Origin of the sequence: Psychrobacter immobilis (genome assembly GCF_003148585.1) — a bacterium.
GTDB classification, from domain to species: domain Bacteria; phylum Pseudomonadota; class Gammaproteobacteria; order Pseudomonadales; family Moraxellaceae; genus Psychrobacter; species Psychrobacter immobilis.
Genome location: NZ_QGGM01000014.1, coordinates 47,051 through 73,589, shown reverse-complemented (window position 1 = coordinate 73,589; position 26,539 = coordinate 47,051). Strand labels below are relative to the sequence as shown.

24 protein-coding genes are annotated in these 26,539 nt (G+C 41.9%); 10 read left to right on the top strand and 14 right to left on the bottom strand.

Annotated features, from left to right (window positions below; genetic code table 11):
* Positions 1 to 113: 113 nt before the first annotated feature.
* The 6 genes from C8D84_RS11060 to lgt form a co-directional block, all read right to left on the bottom strand.
* A complete protein-coding gene (locus C8D84_RS11060) occupies positions 114 to 626 on the bottom strand; it encodes a hypothetical protein (RefSeq protein ID WP_109592144.1) in 513 nt (170 codons plus the stop codon).
* Positions 623 to 2,731 carry a site-specific integrase gene (locus tag C8D84_RS11055; RefSeq protein WP_109592142.1) on the bottom strand — a complete coding sequence of 703 codons (2,109 nt, stop codon included), beginning with the start codon at positions 2,729 to 2,731 and terminating at the stop codon, positions 623 to 625. The genes C8D84_RS11060 and C8D84_RS11055 overlap by 4 nt, the downstream gene beginning before the upstream one ends.
* Positions 2,731 to 5,184 (bottom strand): site-specific integrase, encoded by a 2,454-nt coding sequence (locus tag C8D84_RS11050; protein ID WP_109592140.1) that lies wholly within the window; start codon positions 5,182 to 5,184, stop codon positions 2,731 to 2,733. Before C8D84_RS11050 ends, C8D84_RS11055 begins: the two co-directional genes overlap by 1 nt.
* A complete protein-coding gene (locus C8D84_RS11045; protein WP_109592138.1) occupies positions 5,181 to 6,416 on the bottom strand; it encodes a tyrosine-type recombinase/integrase in 1,236 nt (411 codons plus the stop codon). Before C8D84_RS11045 ends, C8D84_RS11050 begins: the two co-directional genes overlap by 4 nt.
* A 42-nt stretch (positions 6,417 to 6,458) precedes the next feature.
* Positions 6,459 to 7,121, bottom strand: coding sequence for a thymidylate synthase (gene thyA, locus C8D84_RS11040; protein ID WP_265735499.1), 663 nt, complete (start codon positions 7,119 to 7,121; stop codon positions 6,459 to 6,461).
* A gap of 74 nt (positions 7,122 to 7,195) precedes the next feature.
* Positions 7,196 to 8,080, bottom strand: coding sequence for a prolipoprotein diacylglyceryl transferase (lgt, locus tag C8D84_RS11035; RefSeq protein WP_109592136.1), 885 nt, complete (start codon positions 8,078 to 8,080; stop codon positions 7,196 to 7,198).
* A gap of 277 nt (positions 8,081 to 8,357) precedes the next feature.
* On the opposite strand from lgt, the gene C8D84_RS11030 reads away from it, so the two are divergent.
* The 3 genes from C8D84_RS11030 to C8D84_RS11020 all read left to right on the top strand — a co-directional run bounded on the left by C8D84_RS11030 (position 8,358) and on the right by C8D84_RS11020 (position 12,307).
* Positions 8,358 to 9,989, top strand: coding sequence for a DUF4139 domain-containing protein (locus C8D84_RS11030; RefSeq protein WP_228244542.1), 1,632 nt, complete (start codon positions 8,358 to 8,360; stop codon positions 9,987 to 9,989).
* 78 nt (positions 9,990 to 10,067) lie between these two features.
* Positions 10,068 to 10,964 (top strand): NRDE family protein, encoded by an 897-nt coding sequence (locus C8D84_RS11025; RefSeq protein WP_109592132.1) that lies wholly within the window; start codon positions 10,068 to 10,070, stop codon positions 10,962 to 10,964.
* A gap of 248 nt (positions 10,965 to 11,212) precedes the next feature.
* The gene (locus C8D84_RS11020) at positions 11,213 to 12,307 is read left to right on the top strand and encodes an NAD(P)-dependent alcohol dehydrogenase (RefSeq protein ID WP_109592130.1); all 1,095 of its coding nucleotides are present in this window, start codon (positions 11,213 to 11,215) and stop codon (positions 12,305 to 12,307) included.
* Positions 12,308 to 12,403: 96 nt separating this feature from the next.
* Here C8D84_RS11020 and C8D84_RS11015 read toward each other — a convergent pair whose 3' ends face one another.
* On the bottom strand, positions 12,404 to 12,925 hold the full coding sequence (locus C8D84_RS11015) for an RNA pyrophosphohydrolase (protein WP_045452438.1): 522 nt from the start codon (positions 12,923 to 12,925) through the stop codon (positions 12,404 to 12,406).
* Between the two features lie 519 nt (positions 12,926 to 13,444).
* On the opposite strand from C8D84_RS11015, the gene C8D84_RS11010 reads away from it, so the two are divergent.
* Positions 13,445 to 13,858 carry an OsmC family protein gene (locus C8D84_RS11010; RefSeq protein ID WP_109592128.1) on the top strand — a complete coding sequence of 138 codons (414 nt, stop codon included), beginning with the start codon at positions 13,445 to 13,447 and terminating at the stop codon, positions 13,856 to 13,858.
* 14 nt (positions 13,859 to 13,872) lie between these two features.
* Positions 13,873 to 14,298, top strand: a complete 426-nt coding sequence (locus C8D84_RS11005) for an MAPEG family protein (RefSeq protein WP_087813625.1) — start codon at positions 13,873 to 13,875, stop codon at positions 14,296 to 14,298.
* A gap of 58 nt (positions 14,299 to 14,356) precedes the next feature.
* Here C8D84_RS11005 and C8D84_RS11000 read toward each other — a convergent pair whose 3' ends face one another.
* From C8D84_RS11000 to C8D84_RS10970, 7 genes are all read right to left on the bottom strand, one after another.
* Positions 14,357 to 15,382 (bottom strand): tRNA dihydrouridine synthase, encoded by a 1,026-nt coding sequence (locus C8D84_RS11000; RefSeq protein ID WP_109592126.1) that lies wholly within the window; start codon positions 15,380 to 15,382, stop codon positions 14,357 to 14,359.
* 104 nt (positions 15,383 to 15,486) lie between these two features.
* Positions 15,487 to 16,986, bottom strand: a complete 1,500-nt coding sequence (locus tag C8D84_RS10995; RefSeq protein ID WP_109592124.1) for a UvrD-helicase domain-containing protein — start codon at positions 16,984 to 16,986, stop codon at positions 15,487 to 15,489.
* 217 nt (positions 16,987 to 17,203) lie between these two features.
* Entirely contained in the window at positions 17,204 to 18,088 is an 885-nt protein-coding gene (gene tatC, locus C8D84_RS10990; RefSeq protein WP_109592122.1) for a twin-arginine translocase subunit TatC, read from the bottom strand.
* Positions 18,088 to 18,783, bottom strand: a complete 696-nt coding sequence (tatB, locus tag C8D84_RS10985) for a Sec-independent protein translocase protein TatB (RefSeq protein WP_109592120.1) — start codon at positions 18,781 to 18,783, stop codon at positions 18,088 to 18,090. Before tatB ends, tatC begins: the two co-directional genes overlap by 1 nt.
* Before the next feature lie 41 nt (positions 18,784 to 18,824).
* A complete protein-coding gene (gene tatA, locus C8D84_RS10980) occupies positions 18,825 to 19,067 on the bottom strand; it encodes a Sec-independent protein translocase subunit TatA (RefSeq protein ID WP_109592118.1) in 243 nt (80 codons plus the stop codon).
* A gap of 188 nt (positions 19,068 to 19,255) precedes the next feature.
* Positions 19,256 to 20,110, bottom strand: a complete 855-nt coding sequence (hisIE, locus tag C8D84_RS10975) for a bifunctional phosphoribosyl-AMP cyclohydrolase/phosphoribosyl-ATP diphosphatase HisIE (RefSeq protein ID WP_109592116.1) — start codon at positions 20,108 to 20,110, stop codon at positions 19,256 to 19,258.
* A 113-nt stretch (positions 20,111 to 20,223) separates the two neighbouring features.
* Positions 20,224 to 20,667: an acyl-CoA thioesterase gene (locus C8D84_RS10970; protein WP_045445921.1), complete on the bottom strand. Its 444-nt coding sequence runs from the start codon at positions 20,665 to 20,667 to the stop codon at positions 20,224 to 20,226.
* Between the two features lie 598 nt (positions 20,668 to 21,265).
* On the opposite strand from C8D84_RS10970, the gene rpmI reads away from it, so the two are divergent.
* The 5 genes from rpmI (at position 21,266) to C8D84_RS10945 (ending at position 26,400) form a co-directional block, all read left to right on the top strand.
* Positions 21,266 to 21,463: a 50S ribosomal protein L35 gene (rpmI, locus tag C8D84_RS10965; RefSeq protein ID WP_010197866.1), complete on the top strand. Its 198-nt coding sequence runs from the start codon at positions 21,266 to 21,268 to the stop codon at positions 21,461 to 21,463.
* 150 nt (positions 21,464 to 21,613) lie between these two features.
* Positions 21,614 to 21,970 carry a 50S ribosomal protein L20 gene (rplT, locus tag C8D84_RS10960; RefSeq protein ID WP_025651520.1) on the top strand — a complete coding sequence of 119 codons (357 nt, stop codon included), beginning with the start codon at positions 21,614 to 21,616 and terminating at the stop codon, positions 21,968 to 21,970.
* Between the two features lie 352 nt (positions 21,971 to 22,322).
* Complete coding sequence (pheS, locus tag C8D84_RS10955) at positions 22,323 to 23,378, top strand: phenylalanine--tRNA ligase subunit alpha (RefSeq protein ID WP_109592114.1); 1,056 nt, start codon at positions 22,323 to 22,325, stop codon at positions 23,376 to 23,378.
* Between the two features lie 71 nt (positions 23,379 to 23,449).
* Positions 23,450 to 25,855 (top strand): phenylalanine--tRNA ligase subunit beta, encoded by a 2,406-nt coding sequence (pheT, locus tag C8D84_RS10950; protein ID WP_109592112.1) that lies wholly within the window; start codon positions 23,450 to 23,452, stop codon positions 25,853 to 25,855.
* A 245-nt stretch (positions 25,856 to 26,100) separates the two neighbouring features.
* Complete coding sequence (locus C8D84_RS10945) at positions 26,101 to 26,400, top strand: integration host factor subunit alpha (protein WP_045445928.1); 300 nt, start codon at positions 26,101 to 26,103, stop codon at positions 26,398 to 26,400.
* The last annotated feature ends 139 nt before the right edge of the window (positions 26,401 to 26,539 follow it).

Sequence of the window (26,539 nt, the reverse complement as noted above, 5' to 3'; positions counted from 1 at the left end):
AATATATGTGATTTATGCTATAAGGTATATATTTGTTAGCTAAGCTCTTGCTAGCTTTTAAGTACAAGGAAATTAAGTTTATACTTTTTATAGCATAGGTAGTTTTCGATAGATTAGTGCATCAGCTGGTTCGGTGTTGCATCTTTTAAAGCTAACATTTGTCTCAGTTTTTTAATCTCCTGTCTAGCTTCTAATAACGACCTTTTATCTGTATCAGATTGTGTTTTATAATAATCTCGTGACTCTCTCATTTTTTGTAACCGTTTATCTGAGTGTTGAGCGACTCTTTTTATATCTTGATATTCATTAAACCAGTAGATAACCTCATTTTGTGCTTGAATCATTTTTGCTTCAAGCGCATTCTTAACATCAGCGTTATCTATAGCTTTTTTTTCTTTACGCGATTTCTCTTCAGCTTTTCTGATATCTTTGAGCTGATTTAGCTTTTGGACAGGCCAACCACGGTTTGTAATAGTATTTCGATGAATACCAGTCATCTTCGAAAGTTGCGCTATAGTGGGTTTTAGTTTTTTGTTATTTTGAAGATCTATTAGGGCAATATTTAGAGCAGAAGTTATTGCTTCATAGTCATCATTATTTTTTTGATCATAAGCTTCATTACTCATAGTTCGATTGCCTCACCAAGATTTTCCAATACCATTTTGGCCTCGTTCATTGCTGCTAGAATTTGCTCACGAGACTCCAAATATTCTGGTTTATTGAGGTTGTTCTTATTTAACATGTAAACTTCACGCCATTTAGGAGCATGCTTGGTAGTTACAACGGCTTGTTTGCATCGAGCTGGGTTACAACGTAGTGAACCAATACATGGTAGGCTTGAGTCATACTCTTCTGCTCTACCACCATAGCAAAGCCCTTGTCCCATATAGACCATGGCAACCCCTTGATCTACCATAGCCTCATAAATCTCATCCTCTGTGTATCCTTCAGCCATATATCCACTAAACGTCTTGATCAGACCTTTTTTATGCTCACTCGCTTTACCACCATAATATGTACCATTTGGATTATGGGCAGTCTTAATAGCATCTAATTCAGCTGCTCGGCGCAGTGATTTCGTATCACCTTTTCGGTTACCGTCTTTTGACAGCATCTCACCTATATCACCGTAGCCTAACGTAACTGACGAGGTGGCGCCAGCAGATGTGTACTTAGAGATACTCTCTACAAAATGTTTCAATTGAAACGATATAAGAGGCAATCCAACTTCAGCCTTAAACAATTGATATGTTAATGTGTGTCTTAGCATGTAGGGATTGAACTTCAGTTCATCAGCAATGTTTTTGCCTAACAGTTGGCCTATAAAACTATTCATTTGATGTGTAATGCCATTACTAGCCATCGACTGAGGGGAGCTACCTGGTTTAACAGTATCTACATTAGAAATTAAGTAAGGTGAAACTTTAATTTTTGAAATATACGATGCTGCTAATATTGCATCTTTAACAATCGGTATAGCTACCCATCTGTCGTCAAACAAACCTGTACTAATTTCATCTTTATGTTTCTTGACGGTACTTTCAATAAGCCAAACGCCATCATCTTGAACTAAGCACGAACAATCTTTAACTCTTATTTCTGATAGTTCAGATGGTCTCATACCTGTATACTGGCCTACTAAATATGTGCATGCATACGCTACGAGGTTAAAGTATTCTCTAAGATCGTCTAACTTGTAACCACGTTTTTTCAATGCTTTACGTAAAGTCAGTCCACCCATAACATTAGAGTCTTTGTTAAGCATCCAATCATAAGGTTCGACTATATTTGTAACGAAACTCGGAGGATAACCTTTGGTTCCTAATCTAATAGCAATATAGGCGTTGAAAATTTCGTGGGTTACTCTTTCTTTATTTGCCCATGATACGTAGTTGCTTGTATCAAATCTTTCTAAAGAGTTAGGATCTGATATCTTTGCTGAAGCTCCTATAGCACTCAAAAAATCTACTACAATAAAAGATGCAATCTTTGATAAAGATTCAAAGACTAAGTCTGGTAACACTTGGCCTTTCTTGTCTTTATCAGCATTCGCCAGCTTCTTCCATTTCAGGCTATTTAACTCTACATAAGCGATAGGTTTTTCAAATACATATTTAACCGAAGCTGGACTGCGTAGATATTTAAAAAATTCATCTAGTTCTCTATCTTTTACACGATCATAGTTTTCAGCGGCTTTGGAATACAGTTCGGGTGTTATATCGGAGAGCGTTCTAACTTTTTCTTGAACAAACTCATAGCCTAACTCATAAGATGCCTGTTTAAATATTTCATTAATAAATGCTAAACCTCTTTCGAAAATTGCAATCAACGAGTTCGCTTTTAATGATTTTTTTATTCGGCTTTTCCCCTCTTTTCCCTGCGGCTTGAAAATCGAATTGTTTAGCAGAGCCAGCTCGAATATAACTTTAATTTCTGTTAAAACGAATATTGGGATATCTGTATGCTTTGAAAAATTAATGCGGAGCTTTGCACCTTGGACATTTTGTGCAGCATTAGGATAGTCGTTATTAAAATTCCAACACATGTCAGAAAACTTTGATAATTTCGATACAGGTTTGTCCATAAGGTACGTCACATACGCTATGTCATATGTGTAATTATTTTGAAGGTGTTTCTTCTTTTGAACTGTAGCATGGTCTAGAGCATCTAAGATATATAAACGATGTTCTGCAAAACCTACTAATACATTTAGCTTTTTTTCATAGTCCATTAGATTACTCCATCAACTAGTGTGGTCGTTTCAATGTATTCTGCTAAACGCCGCCCATTTTCTAATTCTTCTAAGGAAAAATTAGATAGTTCTGGTTCTGTGATGCCTTTTATCAGCTCTAAATTCTCTGAGATTACATGCCCATAGGGTGTGTCCATGACACGGGAGTGCTCTGTCAAAAGCGTATAGTCACGCTTCATTGCAAAGATTTCAGGGAGGTTTTTAGCTGTAATAATGACATTGTCACAGCTCAAGCACTTATTATATTGTGAGCATGGAGTACCAGGTATGTAGGATGAAAGGTTTTTTACAAAATTTGGCGGGTCAAAAATATTTCTGCATTCAGCTAGAGGAGTATGAAAGGTTGTTACCAACTCATCATTTTTTTTGGACTTTATATCTTCTGGCACTTTCTCAACTTGTTTATCCAGAGTCGATTGATGTATCTCTTCTAATTCATCTTTTATCTTCATTCTACTCATGGAGTTAAAATCTAGAGAATCTATATAACCGAGAGTTGTTTGGAGTGAGGAGTGGCCCAACATGAGCTGAATTTCACGTACAGTTACGCCATTTCTAAGCATATCACTAACAAATGTTGGTCTAAACCGACTTATTGTAAGAGTTAGGGGGTCTCCTTCATCATTTTTTAAATTATATTTTTTAACAAACCTAGATAAACTAGCTCCCAATGCTTTTGCATTTTTTCCTTTGTTTCCTAATAGTGGAGATACTCTGCCGTGCTTTTTTGTACTATTCGACTGATAGATGAACAACCTATCTTTAAAAGCATCATCTTCAATATCTTGTCGAAAACTACCAGTTAATTGGTCCAACTCTTCAAAAATAACTTTTATCGACTTAGCTTGAGATGATGTAAGCCATGTCAGTTCTGCATTAAAAAGATCAAGGTGGTACTCTTTATAACCATCAGATCGCTCTTTCCAATATCTAAGGCAAGGTTTTGATGTTGCTTTATGAGAGTCTACGTAATCATCAATATCAAGTGAAAGTAAGGAGTCTGCATTTAGTCCTGTAATTTGGGCGAGTCTTAAAAGGTAAGGGATGAGTACGTCTATATTTATCATTGGGGGAACGCCCCATTCGTTGTATACCTCTATCAACCCTTTATCTGAATCGGCAATAATTGCCAAGAAAGATTTCTCGATAGTTGATTTAGCTGTATTATGATGGACTGGCTTACATTTTAAGCAGTTTTCAAAAAGCCATCTTGCATTGTCCAGTGTTGAAAGCCCGTATATTCGACCTCCTTTCTTATCCAGAGGGTTTTTTCCGACTCCACTTTTTTTGTAAGGAGTTAGAATTGCTCTAGATTCTCCTATACCTTTTTCAATAGCATCTAATATTTGAAGCCGCTCGTTCATTGTAAACGGCTTTTTAATATCTGTTTCTCTGCTTACAGAAAAACCACCCACATCAAAAAAAATGTAGTCTATATCGGACACTTGTTTTAATCTATATAAGGCCTTACGTACGGCACTTAGGTTTGTATTTGCGTAATGGCTTGAGATTTCTTCTTTTATTATCTTCTGTTCCAAATGCTTCCGATATCTAGACAGGAGATGCTGGTCAAAAGCTATTAAGATATTTAAGGGTACAGTTCCATGAAGATCTGATAAGAACTTGATAAACGACGTGCTCGCAGCTCTATAGTTACTCTTGCCTGATTCTGAGGCGACAGTCTTACAGTATGAAGCAAATAGTTGCTCAACCTGAATGAAAGGTTCTAACTTTGAAGGAATAAAAAAATCATTAGTAGCATTTAATTCTCTTGATGCAAGTCTATTAAAACGGTCTATCTGACTTTCACTGGAATTTTTTCTATTGACATTCGCTTCGCTTGTTCGCTCAACAACACTTTTATAATTTGGATCAATGATCCCAAGTTTTTCTAGATCATGATGGATTAAGTCAAAAGCACTTCTAACAGCGTTGAACTTTAAAGTATATTGTTTTATAGGTAATTTTTGTGAAGACATTCGACTAAGACAGATCTTATTGCCAAAAATAGGCAATTCACGCTTTTCTTTTTCAGATAACTTTCTATACCAATTCAGAAGTTTTCTTCGGTTTTCGAGGCCAGTAGCCTGGCTTTTTTCATCTAGAGTTACTAAAATTCCTTCTTCAGTCATTTTCTTAATTATAGGAGATGTAAGCTCTCTGTTTTCAGATGCAGCAAGATATGAGATTCCTACTGCATTTTGTATATATTTGACAGACACCCCAAAGCCTAAAGAGTTTTTAGCCGTACTAATCGGTATTTCCCACAATTCTTCTATATCTTTAACTGTTTTTGATACCCATTCTATGACAGCTGCTTCGGCGACATTAATCGGTTGTTTTTCTTCAAATCCCTTAAAGTCTGTATCTACGATATTTAGCTCAGAAAAACTCTCATGAACCTTCTCAATAGTTATTCCGCCGTTTTTCATTTGATGTCCTTAATGCCAATTCTTAACTGTGTCTGTTCAGATAAGCGCCTCATCTTCTCGGCCCTAGTTAATAAGTCACCATTCTCATCACACATACTGTTATAGATATCTTGGGGGATACTTGTATATATCTGTGTAGTCTGGAGATGGTTGTGCCCTAAGTTTTTTTGCACAATAACGAGCCGATCTAAGTAATCGGAACCTAAATCATTTGACTGCAATATTGCATAAGCATTTCCGTGCCTTAACTTGTGAGGAGAGATGCTTCGATCAAGGCAACCCTTCTTTATTGCACGTTCACTTATACGTTCAAGCAATTTGTTGATTGCACTAGGCGTATAGGGAGTACCTTTAGCATTAAAAAATGCTGGGGTTTTAGACGGCTCTACATATTTACGGGCGTATTTTTTATACAGGGGAGATGCATGATATTTCTGCACACGTTTGATAGTTGCTAAGCTAAGCAGAGTCCAGCGAGGCTTAATTTGATTACCACGGCCTTTACTTCCTTTAACTTTCAACGGCACGTAATCAGCATGAATAGGCTGATCAGTATCGCAGGAAATAAATTTTTCAGAACTAAAATTGCTAGTATCTTTAAAGTCCTGAAGGGTAACTCTAGGTAGTTCTGAACGACGTAAGCCAGAGTCGTACAGAAACTGGAGTAAAGCTCTTTCTCGTTCTGAATCAGTAAATTCAATCAATATGAAAAGGTCATCAAGTGTGCAAGAGCTAATCGGTGTGCGCTTTGGTGGTTTTGATAGCAAGCCATCGCTATATGGGTTGTCTTGTCTAAGCTTATCACGGTCTTCTGTAGGGCTACAAAGGTATTGGATGAAGGCATGTATTGTCTCATCTCGACTCCTAACAGTAGATGAGCTCTTATGATCTTCACGAATTAAAAATGTCAGGTATTCTTGAATTACGTATTTTGGAATCGTAATAAACACTTCATCAGATTCATTATCATCATAATCTGGACGACTACGAATATAATTTAAGAAGTAGCTTAGGTTTCTACCATAAGTAACTGCTGATTTGTAGGAGATTATTTGATGTTTAGATTGATACGATAAATACTCAGAAATAATAGGAAGGATCTTGCCATCATCGTCAAATATTCCAACACCATTCACTGTTACGGTTTTGTTCAATGATAAGTTTGGAATCTCATTGAGTAAACAAGACTTAGATAAATCTAACTTTGCATCAGAACAAACTTTAACATCCATAATAATCACTATCTCAATACATAGACTAAATTATGTATTGCATTATATACGATCTATTACTCCGTATTGTGCATTATTGTTATGGGGGTATAATAAAAATAAATCTGCTGAACGCTGATAGAGCTGGCATGACAGTTTATTATCCGCCACAAAGAACTGAAATAGCGTATGACAAGGCGGCAGCGCAACTTGATCTGCTTCACCGGGATTCCAACCAGACACAATCAAACGTCTTGAATTGGGATTGGTTCTTATTTGCTCAATGACTTGGGTGATTTGATCGACACCATCGTTATTGTAGCTCCCATCTTCACGCTGGCTTGCGCCATAATTGCGCCACTGATGACCATAGACAGGGCCTAAATCACCAGCAGGGCGGTTAAAGCGCGCTGTCTGTTCAGCCGTTGACCACTCATTCCAAATACGTACGCCATTGGCTTGCAGATAATCAACATGCGTACTGCCACTTAAAAACCAAAATAGCTCATAGACGATAGATTTAAAGTGGACTTTTTTGGTGGTTAATAAGGGGAAACCGTCGGCTAAATTAAAACGGAGCTGCGCGCCAAAGTGGCTCAGCGTACCAGTGCCAGTACGATCGCCTTTTTCAGTGCCTTCAGTGAGGACAAGACGCAGCAAATCTAGATAGGCTTGCTCATTTTTACGCTGCTTGTTGTTACTAATAATGGAGTTGCTCATGGTCATAAAATTGCTCTTCTACGCTATTAAAACGCATAGTTGTATTGTTTTTTAACAGGCTACTGGATGTGAATTAGTGCTTAATAAGCCGACTGCTTACCCCAGTCATAGATACCGCGTTTGTAAGCGTATACCAGCATAATGAAACCAATAATAATCATGGGAGCGCTGAGTATTTGCCCTTTGGTCATCCAACCTAGTAAGACAAATCCTTGGTCCGCATCGGGTTGGCGGAAAAACTCAATGATGAAGCGGCTAATGCCATAGCCCAATAAAAATACTGCCGATGCTGCCATACGTGGGCGTGGTTTTGATGAATACCACCATAGGAATAGGAATAATAATAACCCTTCAGCAAGTGCCTCATACAGCTGTGAGGGGTGGCGAGGTAGCAAATACTGCCCATTTACTTCAAGCATCAACTCTTGTAGCTCAGGGTTGGTTTGCAATTGCTGCATATCAGTAGCAGCCGCTTGCGGGAAGTAGGTAAGCCAGTTGTAGCCACCGTTAGAGACGCGGCCCCATAGCTCGCCATTGATGTAATTGCCAATACGACCAAATAACAAGCCCGTTGGCACGCAAGGAACGATAAAATCTAGCACCTGAAACGGGGTCTTTTTATACTTACGGGCAAAATATAACATGCCCAGTAAGACACCAATCATGCCGCCATGGAAAGACATGCCGCCTTCCCAGACTTTGAAAAGATAAGCGGGGTTTTGTAAAAATTCACCGAATTGATAAAACAGTACATAGCCGACACGACCGCCCAAAATGACGCCAAGTGCGCCAAAAAATACCAAGTCGGACACCATGTCAGTGGTCCAATTATCACGTTTGGTGCTGCGATACCAAGCCAGACCAAAGGCGGCGGCAAATGCCAATAAATACATTAGGCCATACCAGTGCACTTCTACTGGACCCAAAGACAGCGCTACAGGATCGTACTGAGGATGTATCATCATAAGGGCATCATAAATTTGGTAATAGAATGCTGCTCATAATAGCAAAAATAGCCAGTGAGGCATACCAAATTACGGTGAGGCTCATCTCATGGTAACAACTTATCTGCTACGGGTAACATCTAGAAAGAAACCCAGAAAACCGCTAAGATATAAAAAAGTTGCTGAAAATAAATGCCATCATAAATATTGCCTCATTATATTTAATGAAGCGTTAGATAATGCGCGCTTGCGCTAATGCACCGTATTAATGGATTAACCGTATTTTTAAGGAATGATTATGCAAGCTAAGTTATCAAAAGTAGCAATATTACCTAATTTTTTACCTTCTAAAAAACAGTTGACGCCACTGGGTTTATTTAGCTTAGCGGCTTTAGCTTTGACTCCTGCTCAGGCAGCGAACAGTAGTATTGAGCAAGTGACCATTTATCAGGGCTTAGCTAGTGTGACTCGTGCGTTACCAATCAATGGTAGCGGTGAGCAGACGCTGGTTTTTTCTTGTCTGTCCCCTTATATCGATAAAGACAGTGTGAGCGTACAAGCAGCAAATGGCATCAATATTGGTGAAGTCAGTATCGAGACTTTAAGCGATGAGCAAGCCGCACAGTGTCAGTATCAAGGTGAGGCGAGAGTGCAAACACAGCAAGATAATTTGGCAGTTATCAATGCTGAGTTAGAAGCGGCACGCTTAGCAAAAGCTTACTTGCAGAATTTAACCAAGGTCACGCAAATCAGTACAGATGGCACGCTTGCCAATAATGCACGAGATTTGGAAACCCAAGCGGTCAGTATTAATAAACGCATACTAGAAATTCAGCAGCGCCAAGCCCGTGCGCAAGATGCGCTCAACCAACTAATGGCGGGCAGCGCGACTTCCACTCAAAATAGTGTGACTCAAGTGAGTGTACGTACTGCCAGTCGAGTACCAACCAGTGTAAAACTGCACTATCAAGTACGCGGCGCGGGTTGGGAGCCAACGTACCAAGCAAGGCTGAATACTGAAACCAAGCAATTAAATATCATTGCCTCTGCGGTTATTGCCCAGCAGACAGGAGAAAACTGGCTCAATGTTCCTTTGACGCTAAGCTCTGTCAATCCCAATCAAAACACGACCAGCCAATTACCTCGTGTAGAGCGTTTCTCGCTATATGAAGAAGATCAAAAAAACCGGACTATATCTGTACCACCTATGGCGGAAAACATGCCTGTTGTGGTATCTGCAAGAGACAGCTATGGTGGTGCCTCGACACCTAACATGGCGCCGCTGCCAAGCTTTACCGTTAGCAGTCAGAATAAAAACGGCATTACCGAATACCGCTTGCCGCAGCGTATTAGTATTCCAAGCGATGGCAGGCGCGTACGGACAGTCATTGATGAGCAGTCGGGCAGTAGCAAGCTATGGATTCGTAGTACGCCGAGTGTGGAGGCAGCTGGCTATTGGTATGCATCCGCACCGTTCTTGACACCAGCTTGGGTAGATGGTTCGCTACAGTTATACCGTGATGATAATTATGTCGGGCAGGCGCGCTATAATTATCAAGCGCTCAAAGAGCAAGGTATCGGTTTTGGTATTGACCCTAATACTATCGTAAAGCAGATAGCTGATGAAGATAAGCAGGGTGATAAAGGCGCGTTTAATCGCACGCAAACCTTGACTAAAACACAAGCGTATCAATTTGCCAATCAGCACAACCGACCTATGCATTTACAAGTATTAGGCAGTGAGCCGATTAGCCGCGACGATAGTCTTAAAGTAACCATCACTCATACACCGCCAGTGACTGAGCGTGACTGGAATGACAATAAAGGTATGGTTGCGTGGGAGTTCGATTTACCAAGTAAACAATCGAAAGTCATACAGTCGACCTCTCAGATTAGTTATCCTGCTAGCAAAAACTTATCAGTGAACTAATTTGTCAGTGAACTAAGTTTAAACCGAAATCACGCTTGGCTGTTTGCTAAGTATATTTTTAGTAAAATTAGGAGTCTTATGTGTATTGTCGCCATTGCTTGGCAACTGTTTGATGAGCTGCCTTTGGTGTTATTGTCCAATCGCGATGAGTTTTTGCAGCGTCCGACAGAGCTGCTACATCAATGGGAAGATAAGCCTGTTTTTGCAGGACGCGATGTACAAAGTGGCGGTACTTGGCTAGGTATTCATCAACAGCCCTATCAAGCCAATCATCAAGGTAGTCATCAATACAGTCATCAAGCGCCTCAAGAATATTATCAGCAAAACGGACGTTGGGCTGCGGTATTGAATTTTCGCGATGGCGTGCAGGCAAGCTCTGATGAGCGCTCACGCGGGGCGCTAGTCACGGATTTCTTAACCAGTGATATCAGCCCGATGGAGTTTGCACGGCAGATTAGTTTGCAAAACTATGCTGGGTTCAATCTCATTATTGGTGATATGACACAAGCTGTTATTGTCAATAATCGTGGTCATGCTCCTATGCCACTATATGCAGGACTGCATGTCATTTCCAATGGTCAGCCTGAGGACAGCTGGTTTAAAACTGAAAAGCTGCGAGGCAGGCTGCGCCAAGAAGTATTGCCACTAATCGCTGAGAATAGTGAACCTGAGTACTGGCAAGAAGCTGCCTTTGCGGTATTGTCTGACAATACGCAAGCCCCAGTGGATAAGCTGCCGGAGACTGGAGTGGCTGTTGAGATTGAGCAGATTCTGTCTTCTATTTATATAGAGCCTGTCACTTTTAATCATACGCAAAATAATTTGCCCACTTATGCGACACGTACCCAAAGCATTTTAACCCTGAAATGTCATTCTCGGTTGGCAGATTCAGCAGTGGATGATATTGCTAGATTAGTAAGCCGAGAGTGTCAGCATGATAATTATAAAGAATGTCGGCATGATAGTCATAAGTAGCCTATAGGCTTTTCATCTATTAGCTTTTTAATCTATTAGCTTTTTCATCTACTCTTAATAAGGCTCACGTACAATTTTCATGAGAAGTTTGATACTACAGTTTTAATATCGAACAAGAGAAAATCACCAATCCCTTTATTAAAGAATGGATTTCACTTTAAATTACTATTTATATGGCGTAAGATAAATATAGATGTCACTAAAGTTCATACCAGTTGAGTAAATGTTTATAAAACAAGGAGTGTGAAATGAGCATGATGAAGTCACTGATATTTATTGAACCAGGTAAAATTGAAATTGTAGATAAAAAAATCCCTGATGTAGGCCCAAATGATGCCTTGATAAAAATTACCACCACGACCATTTGTGGTACTGATATCCATATCTTTAAAGGTGAGTATGCCGTTGCAAAAGGCTTAACCATTGGTCACGAGCCAGTAGGTATTATTGAAAAGCTTGGTAGCGCAGTCATGGGCTATGAAGAAGGGCAGCGAGTCATTGCTGGCGCCATTTGCCCAACGTTTACCTCCTATGCCAGTCAAGATGGTTTCCCGTCACAAGACGGTGGTTATCTTGATGCAGATGGTAGATGTTCTTGTCACGGTTATAAAGCCACAGGCGGCTGGCGTTTTGGTAATCACATTGACGGTACGCAAGCAGAGTATGTGCTAGTGCCAGATGCGCAGGCCAATCTATGTCCAGTGCCAGATGGACTGACGGATGAGCAAGTGTTGATGTGCCCTGACATTATGTCGACAGGCTTCAAAGGCGCAGAAAACGCCAATATTCAGATCGGTGATGTGGTTGCTATATTCGCACAAGGACCTATCGGTTTATGCGCGACAGCTGGGGCAAGGATTAAAGGCGCGTCACTGATTATCGCTGTCGATGGCAATAATGAACGTTTGGCCATGGCAAAAAAACTGGGAGCAGATATTACTCTAAACTTCACAGAAGTTGACGTGGTTGATGAGATCATGAAAATCACTGGCGGTCGTGGGGTGGATAGCAGTATCGAGGCGTTAGGTTTACAGTCTACGTTTGAGCAATGTCTCAAAATATTAAAACCAGGCGGTACACTCTCAAGCTTGGGTGTGTATTCTGAAGATTTAGTCATTCCAATGGCTCATTTCGCCTCTGGTCTTGGCGATCATACGATAAGAACGGCTCTCTGCCCAGGAGGTAAAGAGCGTATGCGCCGATTGATGAATGTCATCGAGTCTGGCCGAGTGGATTTATCAGAGATGGTGACGCATACCTATGCCTTGGATGATATTGTAGAGGCCTATGACTTGTTCATGCATCAGCGTGACGGCGTACTAAAAATTGCTATCAAGCCATAATTATTCCGCAAGATACAATCGCTATATAATAGAAGAGCCTGCATCTAAAGGATACAGGCTCTTCTATTACGTGTTACTTTTAATCAAAATGTCAGTTCATCCTATCAACAAGTGATTATCTTGTTCAGGAATAATCAGCTCTTGTCTTAGAGGTAGCTCAGGCACTAGCTCTTGCAAGGCACGGCGATAAACGCCTCGTTTAAAATGAATCACTTGTCCAAGTGGATACCAGTAACTGACCCATTGCCAATGATCAAATTCTGGTTTGCCCTCATCAAAGCGGATATGTTGAGTGTTCGTCTCATCTAAGCGTAGCAAAAACCATTTCTGTTTTTGCCCAATACATAAAGGGTGCTGTCCATGCCGCACATAGCGTTTTGGCAGACGATAACGCAACCAATCTTGCGTCACTGCCAATAAGTCTACATGACGCGGATGTAGGCCGACCTCTTCCCAGAGCTCGCGATACATCGCATCCATCGGCGTCTCCCCACGGTCGATACCGCCTTGTGGGAACTGCCAAGCGTTGTGACCAATACGTTTTGCCCACAGAACCTGCCCTTGTGTATTTGCCAAGATGATGCCGACATTGGCGCGAAAGCCGTCTGCATCTATCATGATTAAACCTTTTTAATTTATTTAAAATAGCTTATTTTGAGCTAGAACCGTGACAGCAATCATAATTATTATAAGGTGATGGTTGTCGATATTAGGTCAAAATAAGATTCATTACCGTTATTAAACCAAGAAACAAGCAAAATGTGTAACAGTATTTTGCTATAAAATGTTTCACGGGCTTAACTGTTTAAAATCAACCAGTTATAATTAAACTTTTGTAATGTTTTTTGGGGAATCTTACTATAAAGATAGGTTAGAACTATAAGAGGATAGGTTTGAATAATAAACAGTAGGCGGTGTATGAATGTTAATTCACTGCTAAGAAAATTTTAGTAAAAAGGTTTAATTAAAAATAAGACAGAAAAAGACAAATAGGTGAGCCATTCATAATGATAATGATTTTGGATGACAAGGGCTCGATAAAATGTGCCATTGGCTTATGCTACACTAGCCAAGTAAAACATATTGCCAGAAAATAAAAATCGGGCAACGAGCTAATTAAAATAAGGAATGGTCAAGATGTCAGAGTCAAAAGCAAGTGTAACGTGGCAAGAAAACAAAGCATTTATCGGCGTGTCACCATCAGGGCATAATATACAGATTGATGCCGACAAAGAAAAAGGCGCAAGTCCGATGGAGCTGATTCTATTGGGGCTTGGTGGTTGTGCTAGCTATGATGTGGTAGCGATTTTACAAAAATCGCGCCAAGAGGTGACAGACGTGCGTTGCGAGTTGACCGCTCAGCGTGCTGAAACTGTACCAGCTGTCTATACTGACATTCATATGCATTTTGTGGTGACAGGACAAGATGTCAAGGAAAGCCAAGTAGAGAAGGCCATAAAACTGTCCGCAGAAAAATACTGCTCAGCCAGTAGAATGTTGGTACAAGGTGGGGTGAACGTCACCCATGATTTCGAAGTGATTGCAGGGTAGGGGCAAGTATACTAATGAATGCACTTCTGGAATTAGTCTCTGATACCGCAGCGTCCGCCATTTGGGCGATGGTCGTAGCAAGTTTACTACCGCTTGCCATGGCATTGACAGCGAAAGCTATTGGCGGCTTTAATTTGGCTGACAATGCCCATCCACGTGATTTTTTACAAGGTACGACGGGCGCGGCCGCACGTGCTAACGCGGCCCAGCAAAACAGCTATGAGACGTTGCCAATATTTTTGGCAGCAGTACTGACGGCAATGCTGTTTTTCGTACCACAATCGATTATCAATATACTGGCGTGGTTGTACGTACTGATTCGTATCGGTTTTTGCGTGGCTTATATTACTAATTTAGCGACGTTTCGCTCCATACTTTGGGTATTATCGATTGCCTGTTGTTTGATGTTATTCTATTTAGCGATTAGAGTGAGTATTTAATCTTATTCGTTAGACAGCTTAGTTTTAAAACAGATTACCTTTAAGATAAAAGCAGCTATTATTGGCGCACACTGGCTTGCAGTGCACTAATGATAGCTGCTTTATTTTTTTCTCTTTTAATACTGTCCCATAAAACTTTTGCTTCGCTATAGCCTTTGATGAGCATCGCAAGCCATTGCTTATAACGACCCACTAATATCACCTCAGTTTTAGCCTGACCTTCCAAAAATCTTATCTGATGGGTGACCATTGCTTCCCACGACAACGTTGCCGCACTTAGCATGGCATCATCTGAACCGCAATCCACACGAGCAACCAAATCTGGACGAGTAACCGCGCCGCGACCTAACATCAAATGTTCTGTACCAGCTTGAGTCATACAGTTTTGCGCGTGCTCTGTATTCCATATTTCACCGTTGGCAATGACTGGAATATCTAGCGTGTTAAAGCTCTGGATTTTGTCCCAATAGGCTGGTGGTTTATAGCCTTGGGTTTTGGTTCGTGCGTGAATGGTTAGCCAATCAGCACCACTGTCTTCAATCACAGCTTTGATATCATCCATGCGGCTGGTATCGGTATAACCTAAACGAATTTTGGCTGATACTGGAATATGAACGGGAACCGCTTGCCGCACCGCGCTGATAATCTGATACATGGTTTCGGGTTCATCCAATAATACTGAACCACCACGGTGGCTATTGACCGTCTTGGCAGGGCAACCAAAGTTGATGTCAATCGCCGGCGCACCAAGCGCGGCAGCATAAGCAGCATTTTCTGCCATGAGTTGCGCTTCACTACCAAGCAACTGGACATGAATAGGCGTGCCAGAGGCAGTCTTGGCATCATGACGCAGTTCTGGAACGTATTTATAAAATACATGCGCAGGCAATACGTGCTGAGTCACACGGATAAATTCGCTAACCGACCAATCATAAGGGCGACCCAAGTCCGATGCAATTTGCGTGAGGATTTGCCGCATTAATGGATCGGTCAAACCTTCCATTGGTGCAAGGAGGCGGACGGGATTGGCGAATAACTGACGGATGGTATGTTGACGTATTTGAAGTTGCTGATTAGTATTCATGCTTGTTGTTCACTGCTAAAAGGGTGCTATTAAAGGATTGCCATAAAGACAGGTAGGCTAGAGGTTTAGAGTGGCAAATACAGAGAGTGACTAACTGAGAAAAATTAAGTATTGCCAAAAATCACTTTTTTGCCTGTCTGCAAACCAGATATCAAGTCTTTAATATTATGGATGTCCAAATTGCTCTGGGCACGTGTGCAAGCGACGTAGAGCAAACGCAATTCTTCTGGGCTGATCTTGACCGCATTGGTCGTCACATCATAATAGAAATCATCATCGAGCTGTACCTTTCCCCATTCGAGCCCTTTCGCCTTATGTGCAGTGGAGATAACATAGTCAGCATTTTCGATACTGGTGAGACTATTGACCGCTTGGCTCAGGACATTGGTGCCATGATCATCGACGAGTTTCACCAGTGTTTTCAGATCACTGCCTTCATTGGTTTCAGAATACTCTTGCACATCGCCCCAATTATAAAAATACGCCAGTTCGGGTACGCCATACGCTGATTTACCATTCTTTAAATTTTCAGCTGCCTGACAAAATTTAAGCATACGATCGGTATCGGCTTGTAGCGCCACGCGGTGTCCCAATTTTAATCCAGTTAATAATTGCGACATTGCGGCGGCATTAGTGCGGCAAAGGATGGCATCTTTTTTACTATGTACCATACCTTTATCGGTAGAGGACTGTTTGTTCGGATTGCCCTTTAACGGGACATCTTCTTGCAATGCTTTGAGCAAAGTATTGGCAATCTCAGCAATCGGTTCGCCAAAACGAAATGACTGGGTCAATAAGGTTTGTGGTAAGGGTAGTTTTTTCATCGCATTGACTGCGCCGCGCCATTCATAAATCTGCTGATGAGCATCACCCACATAAATCACTTGCCGTGGCTGCTGGGTTAAAATTCCCATCATCAAGGGATCGGCATCTTGGGCTTCATCAAACAAAATAAAATCAGCTGGAATACTAGGCTTCGATAATGCCCATAATTTAAGATAAATATCATGCCCGATACCAGCAGGATGGCGTGCATCAATTGACTGTAACCAGCGCTGCTCAACAGCAGGGTAGAGCATTTCACGCAGCTGCTCTGCGTCAGAATCATCGAGCCAGTTGGGAAACAATATATGTCTAGGGGCAGGATAACTGGCATGGGTACTACAAAAATTGCTGACAGCATCACTGACGAATCGCGATAGTCGGGCTGGAGTGAGGGTAATATATTTGTTTATACCATCCATTTGCCGACGTACTTGCACGGGCTGCAAACCCAAATCATCACCCAAACGCTTGGGTGAAAAACGCGGCAACGACAGCTTAGCAGTGATATCACGGGCGACATGCCGATAAGCAAGCGAATGAAAGGTGCGACATTCCACATGCGGTGGAAACTTTGAGCGAGCATCATTGGCAATCGTCTTGTTAAAAGCTAAATATAAGCCACGTCCACGCAAACGCTCACCAATCAGTTTTAAGGTCGTCGTCTTACCAGCACCCGCATAAGCCACCACTTTAAATGACTTGTGATCCATCGCCATGTTAAGCGCGCTCAGCTGCTCATCAGTGGGATCGCTCATATAAGCTGGCATAGATGCGGACATAAAAAATTACCTAAAAGAGTAAAACGGATCAAAAATGATGGGGGTAAAAAAAGCCACTGCATAGACAATGGCTGGCTCGTCATATGAAATTGCAAAATACTTGCAAGCGCACATGACAATAATACAAAAACTCATAGAAAATAAAGGTGGAAATAAGAGGTTATAGTAACAGATTAGCGCGTTGGCTGTTTTTGGAATAAGTACCTGACAAGTGATGTTATTCTTTACTTAACCCTGTATCGCTTGCTAAGGCAGGACTGTGTTCTTCTTTAATTAAAATTTTCGCTAAAAATAATCCTAGCTCAAACAACAACCACATCGGAATGGCGAGCATCAACATCGACACCCCATCAGGCGGTGTAACAACCGCAGCAACGGCGAAACAGCCGACAATAATATAACGGCGTTTATCTTCTAGGCTCTGAATGGAGACGACGCCCGTCAATATCAATAGCAAGGTGACGACTGGAATCTCAAAGGTTAAACCAAATACCATAAAGAGTTTGAGTGCAAAACTTAAATAACTATCAATATCGGTCATTGGCAATACGTTCTGCGGCGCGAACATAATAAAAAATTTGAGAACGCCTTTAAGGACAATAAAATAAGAGAAAGCCACACCCGCATAAAATAAAAATATAGAGGACATCAAAACGGGAATGGCGATTTTTTTCTCTTTTTTATATAAACCGGGTGCGACAAACGACCAGATTTGATACAAAATGTAGGGCATTGCAAAGAATGCTGCGACAAAAACAGTCAGGCGTATCGGTGCCATAAAGTTGGAAGTGATATCCGTCGCGATCATCGTTGAGTTGGCAGGTAACTGAGCAACCAATGGGTTGGACAAAAAATCATAGAGCTCGCGTGAAAATCCGACCAAGGCTAAAAATATTACCAGTACCGCGACGCATATCTTTATGAGATGTCTACGTAGGTCAATTAAGTGCTCAGTAATAGGCATATCACCAAGTGAGCTTAAGATATCGCCAGAGTCCTCAGTATTGCTGTCGATATTACCATCAATGGTAGCTGTTGAGGTCTCGATATCTGAATCCGCGACTTTTTCTTGACGGCTTTTTTTACGTTTAAATAAGCCCACTAATGACTCTCCTGCTCATTAACAGAAGCCTGTTTAGGTAAAGGACTGTCTATATGGCTGTTTAGTAAGATATCGGCTTTATAATTTGGTAAGTAGGGCGGTTGCGGCAAACGACGCGCTTTATCATAAGCACCAAGACGAAACCACATATTTTCCCACGGTCTAGTTGTGATGGTTTGAGACACTGGATTGGCGTTATCACTACAGTCAGTTTTTGGACTATCATTATCGCCTTGTGCCGATGACTGCTCAGGGCTTTCTGGTTTCTCAGCCTGTCTATTACTGTCATAGGCGTAGTCAAACGCTTTTGGCTGCACTGGTCGATTATCATCATTCTCACTACTGGCTTGACTACTTTGACTAGGCGTATTGTCATTGCCTGGATCACGCGATGCTTTTAAATGCTGGTTTTGCGAGGATTCAAACTCTTGCATACTGCCGCGCATTTCCGCCATCTCGCGCCTCATATCTGCTTCAGTCTGGCGAATTTTGGCCAGCTCTTTTTGCATAAGCTGGCGGGTCTCTGCCAAATCAAGCTCAGCTTCGATTTCAGATTGCAGGGTGGATACCGTGCGGCGAATTTTGGCATACCATTGCCCAGCGGTACGCGCTGCCTGTGGCAGTTTTTCTGGGCCCAAGACGATTAGGGCGATAACACCAAAGAGGAGTAGTTCAGAAAAGCCGATATCAAACATAATGTTCCGATGTCATTGTCTAAAAGGTCACTGTCTAGAGGCTATACATTATGCGTGTCATCAACCTTGGTGGTTGTTGAGCGCTCTTCAGTGTGTGCATTGCCATCATGATCGAGCACCACATGCTTTTTAGCATGCTCAGTATTTTCATCTTTGACCGCTTCTTTGAAGCCTTTGACTGCGCCGCCCAAATCTTTGCCAGCATTTCTAAGCTTTGAGGTGCCAAATACGACCACCACTACCACCAATAAAATCAGCCAATGCGTAATAGAAAAACTACCCATAAAGGTATCCTTGTGTCTTGGTTTTCAGTCTTTGTATGCCTACTTTGGGTGTATCGAATATCGTTATACTCAATAAAAAGCCTCGGCATACAATGCGAAGTAAAACAGAGCTATATTATAACCTGCACTTGTGACAAAAAGGTGAAATCAACAATAATCAAACAGGGCAATCGCCAAGCTTATAGAAACTATCGCGCCGCCTTTTCATCGATACCTGATAGACCAAAACGTCGACCCAGCTCATTTAATACCGCATCCGACTCAATATCGAACCACGCCAGTCCTACTAATGTATGAAACCAGACATCGGCCACCTCATAGATGAGCTCATGACGAGCGTCATCATATTGCGCTTTATTGCTATTTTCGTCGCAATTGGCAAAATCTTTGGCGGCAATGATACTTTCCGTACTCTCTTCGCCAACTTTCTCTAGAATTTTATTTAAACCCTTTGCGTATAAGCTTGCCACGTACGAGCTATCAGCATCTGCATGTTTACGCTCTGCCAATACACCGTCAAGCTGTTGCAAAATAGAGCGATTGGTAGTGTCGTTGTCATGGTGACTGTGATTGGCATCTGAAGGGATTACATCGTTAGCCTGCGTCTCTTTAGTTTCAGGAGTGGCTTTTTCTGCATCGCTTGAATGATAAATATCAGCAGGGTCTTTTAATACCTTATCGACGGTTTGCCATTCAGGCGTTTGGCCCGACAAATCTAAACGCTGATAGAAGCAAGACTCGCGACCAGTATGGCAAGCGATACCGCCAGCCTGAGTGACACTAAGGACAATCACGTCTGCATCACAGTCCAAGCGAATATCATGTACGGTCTGAGTATGACCCGATGACTCGCCCTTATGCCACAATTTGGCACGTGAGCGCGAAAAATAAACCGCTGTCTGCGTTTGCGCGGTTAACTGTAGTGCTTCGGCATTCATCCAAGCCATCATCAAAACACGCCCAGACTTATGATCTTGAGCAATTGCAGGAATCAAACCATCAGTATTAAATTTTATGGCAGCCAGCCAAGCAGGTAAAGTCATAATATATCTGTCTTCTTATTTATATAGAAATCAAAGGGGAATAAGTGAATCGTAACTGATTCTATTTATGGTCTGAATAAAAAAGCGGTTGGCATTAGGGCATGTCCTCAATATCAAATCCTATAGAGATGTGGGTACAGCGCTTCTTTCATAATTTTATCAAGCGCAATCGACTTATTGAGGCGAAAGTCATAATTGACAAAATGCTGCCGCGCCTTGGCTACTGTTTCTCCAGTATGCATACGGGTAATTTTTATCACTATAGTGCCGCCATTATCGTATAACGGCTCAACGCCTACTTCAAATAATAGCTCTTCACGCGCCCGTATGCGACTGACAATACTTAGCTGTAACTCATCGATAATTAAACCGTGATAATCTGCATCGATCTCTTTAATACCTTTAGAGTAAAAAAATCTCTGCCGCGCCTCACATAGCAATGCCGTCAATGATTCGAGCGTCAGGTACTGAGCCATATCAAGTTCAATATGACGCACACGCATCACTGTTTCAAAGACAAATATGTCGTTATCAAAGTCTAATTCTTGTTTTGACACGTTATCTCCTAGATTGATTGCAGGCTATGAGTGCTGCTAATCATGGTGTAGGTTGGTAGCGTCATCATCGTACGATAGACGCTCGATAAGTGTGATAAATAACTTTGTATTATTAATGCTCAGCTTATACTAAGGTTCAGTCTCTACTTAAGCACAGCTTAAGCTGACATTCAATCTATTTGGCGGTAAATCCGCAGTTTTATGAGTGTTTTGACTAAAATCTTTATAAATGGGCTCATACCCATTATCCACTGTCATGACTACTAGGGCGTGTCCTCATTTTAAAAATGATGATAAGAATGATATAAATTGCCGTCAAAAAGGGAAAATAGCGCAAATAATATCGAGATATTGATGAGCTATTTGACGTAGCTTGGCAGAATTTAACCGTTTTTAGTCCATTTATTTGCTTTCGTTCAGATTGAGGACACGTCCTAGGCGAGGCGTAAAAGTTTCCTTGGCAAAACAGTGCATTATCTGCTAAAATACCGCCTCCCACCTCGAGGCAAATAGAGGTTTAGTGGGTGTTTTTACAGCCACTATTCGTTATTAACTATTTGACGACCAGGTTCTATCAAAGACAAAGAGGCAAATCATCATGAAAGTTAAGATGAAAACCAGAAGCGGTGCAGCTAAACGCTTCAAAAAAACAGCGAACGGCTTCAAGCGTAAGCAAGCAAACAAAAGCCATATCTTGACCAAGAAATCAGCTAAGCGTATTCGCCAGTTGCGCGGTCTAAAGATGGTGGACAAGTCTGACGAAGCAGCAGTTCGTCGCATGTGCCCATACATCTAGTAGGCTATCGTCATTTAGCTTTAATTAAGCGCTGTTTAATTTATAGCGACTAGATTAAAAATATCTGACTTTGCAATCTGATAGCGATGTCTACTATTCGATGGCATCGTGATTCGTTTAATAATGATTAAAGAAATCTTGGAGTAATTTATGGCCCGTGTAAAACGTGGTGTACAGGCGAATCGTCGTCACAAAAAAATCCTAAAACGCGCAAAAGGCTACTACGGTGCCCGTTCACGTGTTTACCGCGTAGCGGTACAAGCAGTGACCAAAGCTGGTCAATATGCTTATCGTGACCGTCGCAACAAAAAACGTACCTTCCGTCGTCTTTGGATTGCACGTATCAATGCTGGTGCACGCTTAAACGGCTTAAGCTACAGCCGCTTTATCAATGGCATGAAATTGGCTAACATCACTGTCGATCGTCGCGTACTTGCTGACATCGCTATGCATGATGCAGCGACTTTCACAGCGTTGGTCGAAAAAGCAAAAGCGGCATTAGCATAAATATTAACCTTCCTTTAGGGTTGCTGCTTGTTTAGTCAGAATTTACAAGTAGTTATCTATATGGACAGGGATAATATTGATTAATAGTATGATATTAATAAAAGCTACCGCTGGTCGGTGGCTTTTTTTATATCACATTATCTTAATACTTCATGTCACAGCCTTGTTTTAGCACCAACGCTAAATATGCTTTTTTGAGATAGCTTTTATTATCGTCTAAATATTCAAGCCATTCATATCACTGGTATTATTTTTGAATGACTGGGTAAATGGTTTGCAATATTTGGTCAAATCCCTACAATTACCAATCACTATTATTAATAGTCCGTTTAAATCAGGAAGAATGCATCTTATGACTACCCCTGCTGCTACCACCGATTTGTCGGCGCTACCGACCTTGTCCACAGAGCTAAGCGAGCTTAATGAAGCTCAGCTAAATGAGTTGGCCAGTGCCGCTGAAGCCTTGGTTCTACAAGTAACCGATGTGCATGCGTTGCAAGATTTGCGTGTGCAATTGACCGGCAAAAAGAGCCCATTAACTGGCTGGTCAAAGCAGATGGGTAAACTCAGCAGCGACGATAAAAAAACCTACGGCGGCTGGTTACATCAAGTCCGTAGCCGTATTCAAGATGCGTTAACCGCGCAGCAGCAGCAGCTAGAGGTCGCAGCGTTAAACGCTAAGCTTGCAAGCGAAAGTATTGATATCACCTTGCCTGCTCGCGGTGGTCAAAAAGGTCATTTGCATCCAGTGACCATGATTACCCAGCGTATGCAGCAGTATTTTATACAAGCAGGTTTTAACGTTGCTACTGGTCCTGAAGTTGAGAGTGATTACTATAACTTTGAGGCGCTTAATATTCCGTCGCATCATCCAGCGCGCGCGATGCACGATACCTTCTATTTTGATGCGCACTATTTACTACGTACGCATACCAGTCCTGTGCAGATTCGCACGATGGAAAAGAATGAACCGCCTATTCGCATTATTTGCCCAGGTCGCGTTTATCGCAATGACTCGGATCAAACGCATTCGCCGATGTTCCATCAGCTAGAAGGTTTAATGGTCACTGAGTCGAGCACTTTTGCAGAGCTAAAGGGTCTGATTAGTGAGTTCTTGGAAGCATTCTTTGCCAAAGAGCTGACCGTCCGTTTCCGTCCGTCATTTTTCCCCTTTACCGAGCCGTCAGCTGAAGTTGATATCCTCGATGACAATGGTAAATGGCTTGAGGTTATGGGCTGCGGTATGGTACATCCACAGGTGCTTACCAACTGCGGTATTGATGCCGAAAAATATACTGGCTTTGCTTTTGGGATGGGGGTTGAGCGCTTCGCGATGTTATATTACGGCATCGATGATTTGCGCTTGTTTTTCCAAAATGACGTACGCTTTTTAAAGCAGTTTGGCTAGATTTTATTATTTAATAATACCTCTACCTTTACTCCAAAACCTTTATTATAAAATTCTGATCTGAGATATTTATGAAAATTAGCGAACAGTGGCTACGTCAATGGGTAAACCCCAACAATACTAGTGAGCAATTGGCCGAACAACTCACGATGGCAGGACTTGAGATTGACGATCGCTTTGCGGTTGCCCGTGCCTTCAGTGGTGTGGTCGTCGGTGAAGTCATCAGCGTTGAGCAACATCCAGATGCTGATAAGCTACGCGTCACACAGGTAAATATTGGTGCCGCTGAGTCATTACAAATCGTCTGCGGTGCACCCAATGTGACTGTTGGTATGAAAGCACCCGTTGCGACCGTTGGTGCCGTTTTACCATCTAACGACGCAGAAGGCTTTAAAATTAAAAATGGCAACCTACGTGGTGTTGCCTCCAACGGTATGTTGTGCGGCGCTTCTGAAATTGATTTAGTCGATGACATTGATGGTCTGCTCGAATTGCCAGCAGATGCACCAATTGGTATGGATATCCGTGAATATCTAGGCTTAGACAATCAAATCCTAGATATCTCTATCACGCCAAACCGTGGTGATTGCTTTAGCGTACGCGGTATTGCGCGCGAGATATCAGTCATTAACGATTTGCCGATGCAAATGCCAAATATCCCTGAAAATATTGTCTCTACTTATAATGAAGCAACACCAACCGTAACAGTCAGTGCAGTTGAAGCGTGCCCACGCTATCTATTACAGTCAATTAGCAACATTGATCGTAGCATCGATACACCAAAGTGGATGCAAGATGCACTAGTGCAGTCAGGACTACGCTCGCACAACTTTTTGGTTGATGTGACCAACTATGTATTGATGGAATTGGGTCAGCCGCTACATGCTTTTGATGCCGATACTATCGAGGGCGATATCGTTGTGCGTTTGGCACAGCCTGAAGAAACGATTATTTTATTGAATGAACAAACCATTACCTTAACCGGTGATGAATTGCTCATCGCTGATGATAAAGGTGCACTTGCACTTGCTGGAATCATGGGCGGTCAGCGTAGTAGTGTGACTGATAGCACAACCAATATTGTTATAGAAAGCGCTTTCTTTGGTCAGCTAGCTATTGCCGCGCGCGCACGCCGTTTTGGGTTACATACCGATGCCTCACAACGTTTTGAGCGTGGGGTAGACTTTGAGTTACCAGAGCTAGCACTGGCACGCGCTGTTGATTTGATTACTAGCGTTACTGGTGGGCAAGCCGGACAAATAGTAAAAGCAGAAAGCAGTGAGCATTTACCAGCTCGCGCACCGATTACTTTACCAATTGCTAAAGTTCGTGATGTCATCGGTATTGAGATTGAGCCAGCAGTCATGGTTCGTATCTTAACCCAATTGGGCTTTGAGGTAGTGCAGCAAGCCGATAGCCTGATTTGCACGCCACCTTCTTATCGCTTTGACATGAGTATTAAAGAAGACCTCATCGAAGAAATTGCGCGTATCTATGGCTATGACAATATTCCAAGCGTGTTGCCGCATTTGCAAGTCAGCATGGATTATGACGATACCGCAGACTTGACACACGAGATGAAGCTGGCGCTGGTCGATAATGGCTATATGGAGGCGATTAGCTTTAGCTTTAGTGACGCAAAAATAGAAGCCTTGCTCGATGACAAAGTCCTAGGAGAAGTACTGGCACTGGCCAATCCTATTTCTAGTGACTTAGCCGTGATGCGCCGTACTTTGCTATCAAGCTTATTGCCTTGCGTGCAATATAATCTCAATCGTCAGCAGCCACGCGTTCGTTTCTTTGAAACAGGGCTTAGTTTTGTTGGTCAAAGTATTAGTGAGTTGGTGCAGACACCAAGTATTGCGTTAGTAGCAGTTGGCGATGTCTGGGACGAGCAAGCGTATCAAAACCGTGCGTTAGACTTTTATGATCTTAAGCATGATATTGAGCAGTTATTACCTGCACAAATGGATAGCGCCCGTATTCGCTATGAGCGCAGTGAGCTTGCTTTCTTGCATCCGGGTCAAAGTGCTAAGCTCTATATTGATGATGAATATGTCGGTTGGTTGGGTCAGTTGCATCCTAACACGGCTAAGCAGTTAGATTTGCCAGCTACGTGGGTTGCTCAATTATCACTTGCGCCATTACTGACCCTTACCCGTGAGCAGCATACCATCACCACCCCAAGCAAATTTCCACAAGTACGCCGTGATATTGCCATTTTAGTAGACAGTGAGATCAGCTTACAGACATTAGAGTCGACGATACGCGCGGCAGCTGGTGAGCTATTGGCTGATCTGTGGCTGTTTGATGTGTATCAAGGCGACAAAGTGCCAGCTGGTCAGCGCTCATTAGCTTTTGCGCTAATATGGCAAGACAATGCACAAACGCTATCTGATGACGCCATCAAAACCGCGACTGACAAAGTGGTACAAGCACTAACTGAGCAACATGCTGCAAAGTTGCGTGACAGCTAACACATAACTCTTATCATAGACATGCTCTGTAGCCTCATTCTTAAAGAGGCTATAGGGCATTGCTATTTATAAGAATTATAATTTTATAAATTTTTTTCATAAAAATAGTTAAGTGGTTATTAATAAAGGATTTTAAAGCAGTCTTTGTTAAAAAGAGGTTAGAAAACCTTTATAATAGCTAGCATTAACCCTCATACCGCTAAACCATGATATTCGACATCACGACATAGCATAGGAGTCGTACTGTGAGCACCTTAACCAAATCTGACATGATTGAGCATTTGATGAGTCATCTTGACCTAACACGCCAAGAAGGCCGCTGTTTGGTAGAGAATTTCTTTGATGAATTGTCAGAGAGTTTAATTGATGGCAAAGAGGTCAAGCTTTCAGGCTTTGGCAACTTCGAGCTTAAAGATAAAAATAGCCGTCCAGGTCGCAACCCTAAGACAGGGGAGCCAGTCGCCGTATCAGCACGCCGTGTGGTGACTTTCAAAACAGGGCAAAAATTCCGTCAACAAGTTGATGAGCGTCTATTTGACGAGTAGCAGTAACTATCAATGATATGAAACTGAACATATAAATATATCATGACTTCATGATGGTTGTTAAAGTTACGCTTTATTATTAATGTGAGATGGTTGATCTACATTTGATCAGAGACATTAACTATCATGTTTAGCTATG

Excerpts from the sequence above, each read along its gene's own strand:
- rpmI (WP_010197866.1), top strand. The coding sequence starts at position 21,266 with ATGAAAGTTAAGATGAAAACCAGAAGCGGTGCAGCTAAACGCTTCAAA.
- rplT (WP_025651520.1), top strand. The coding sequence starts at position 21,614 with ATGGCCCGTGTAAAACGTGGTGTACAGGCGAATCGTCGTCACAAAAAA.
- C8D84_RS11055 (WP_109592142.1), bottom strand. The coding sequence starts at position 2,731 with ATGGACTATGAAAAAAAGCTAAATGTATTAGTAGGTTTTGCAGAACAT.
- lgt (WP_109592136.1), bottom strand. The coding sequence starts at position 8,080 with ATGATGATACATCCTCAGTACGATCCTGTAGCGCTGTCTTTGGGTCCA.
- C8D84_RS11015 (WP_045452438.1), bottom strand. The coding sequence starts at position 12,925 with ATGATAGATGCAGACGGCTTTCGCGCCAATGTCGGCATCATCTTGGCA.
- pheT (WP_109592112.1), top strand. The coding sequence starts at position 23,450 with ATGAAAATTAGCGAACAGTGGCTACGTCAATGGGTAAACCCCAACAAT.
- C8D84_RS11030 (WP_228244542.1), top strand. The coding sequence starts at position 8,358 with ATGCAAGCTAAGTTATCAAAAGTAGCAATATTACCTAATTTTTTACCT.
- C8D84_RS11045 (WP_109592138.1), bottom strand. The coding sequence starts at position 6,416 with ATGGATGTTAAAGTTTGTTCTGATGCAAAGTTAGATTTATCTAAGTCT.
- C8D84_RS11000 (WP_109592126.1), bottom strand. The coding sequence starts at position 15,382 with ATGAATACTAATCAGCAACTTCAAATACGTCAACATACCATCCGTCAG.
- thyA (WP_265735499.1), bottom strand. The coding sequence starts at position 7,121 with ATGACCATGAGCAACTCCATTATTAGTAACAACAAGCAGCGTAAAAAT.
- C8D84_RS11020 (WP_109592130.1), top strand. The coding sequence starts at position 11,213 with ATGAGCATGATGAAGTCACTGATATTTATTGAACCAGGTAAAATTGAA.
- hisIE (WP_109592116.1), bottom strand. The coding sequence starts at position 20,110 with ATGACTTTACCTGCTTGGCTGGCTGCCATAAAATTTAATACTGATGGT.
- C8D84_RS11010 (WP_109592128.1), top strand. The coding sequence starts at position 13,445 with ATGTCAGAGTCAAAAGCAAGTGTAACGTGGCAAGAAAACAAAGCATTT.
- C8D84_RS10995 (WP_109592124.1), bottom strand. The coding sequence starts at position 16,986 with ATGTCCGCATCTATGCCAGCTTATATGAGCGATCCCACTGATGAGCAG.
- C8D84_RS11060 (WP_109592144.1), bottom strand. The coding sequence starts at position 626 with ATGAGTAATGAAGCTTATGATCAAAAAAATAATGATGACTATGAAGCA.
- tatB (WP_109592120.1), bottom strand. The coding sequence starts at position 18,783 with ATGTTTGATATCGGCTTTTCTGAACTACTCCTCTTTGGTGTTATCGCC.
- C8D84_RS11050 (WP_109592140.1), bottom strand. The coding sequence starts at position 5,184 with ATGAAAAACGGCGGAATAACTATTGAGAAGGTTCATGAGAGTTTTTCT.
- tatA (WP_109592118.1), bottom strand. The coding sequence starts at position 19,067 with ATGGGTAGTTTTTCTATTACGCATTGGCTGATTTTATTGGTGGTAGTG.
- pheS (WP_109592114.1), top strand. The coding sequence starts at position 22,323 with ATGACTACCCCTGCTGCTACCACCGATTTGTCGGCGCTACCGACCTTG.
- C8D84_RS11025 (WP_109592132.1), top strand. The coding sequence starts at position 10,068 with ATGTGTATTGTCGCCATTGCTTGGCAACTGTTTGATGAGCTGCCTTTG.
- C8D84_RS11005 (WP_087813625.1), top strand. The coding sequence starts at position 13,873 with ATGAATGCACTTCTGGAATTAGTCTCTGATACCGCAGCGTCCGCCATT.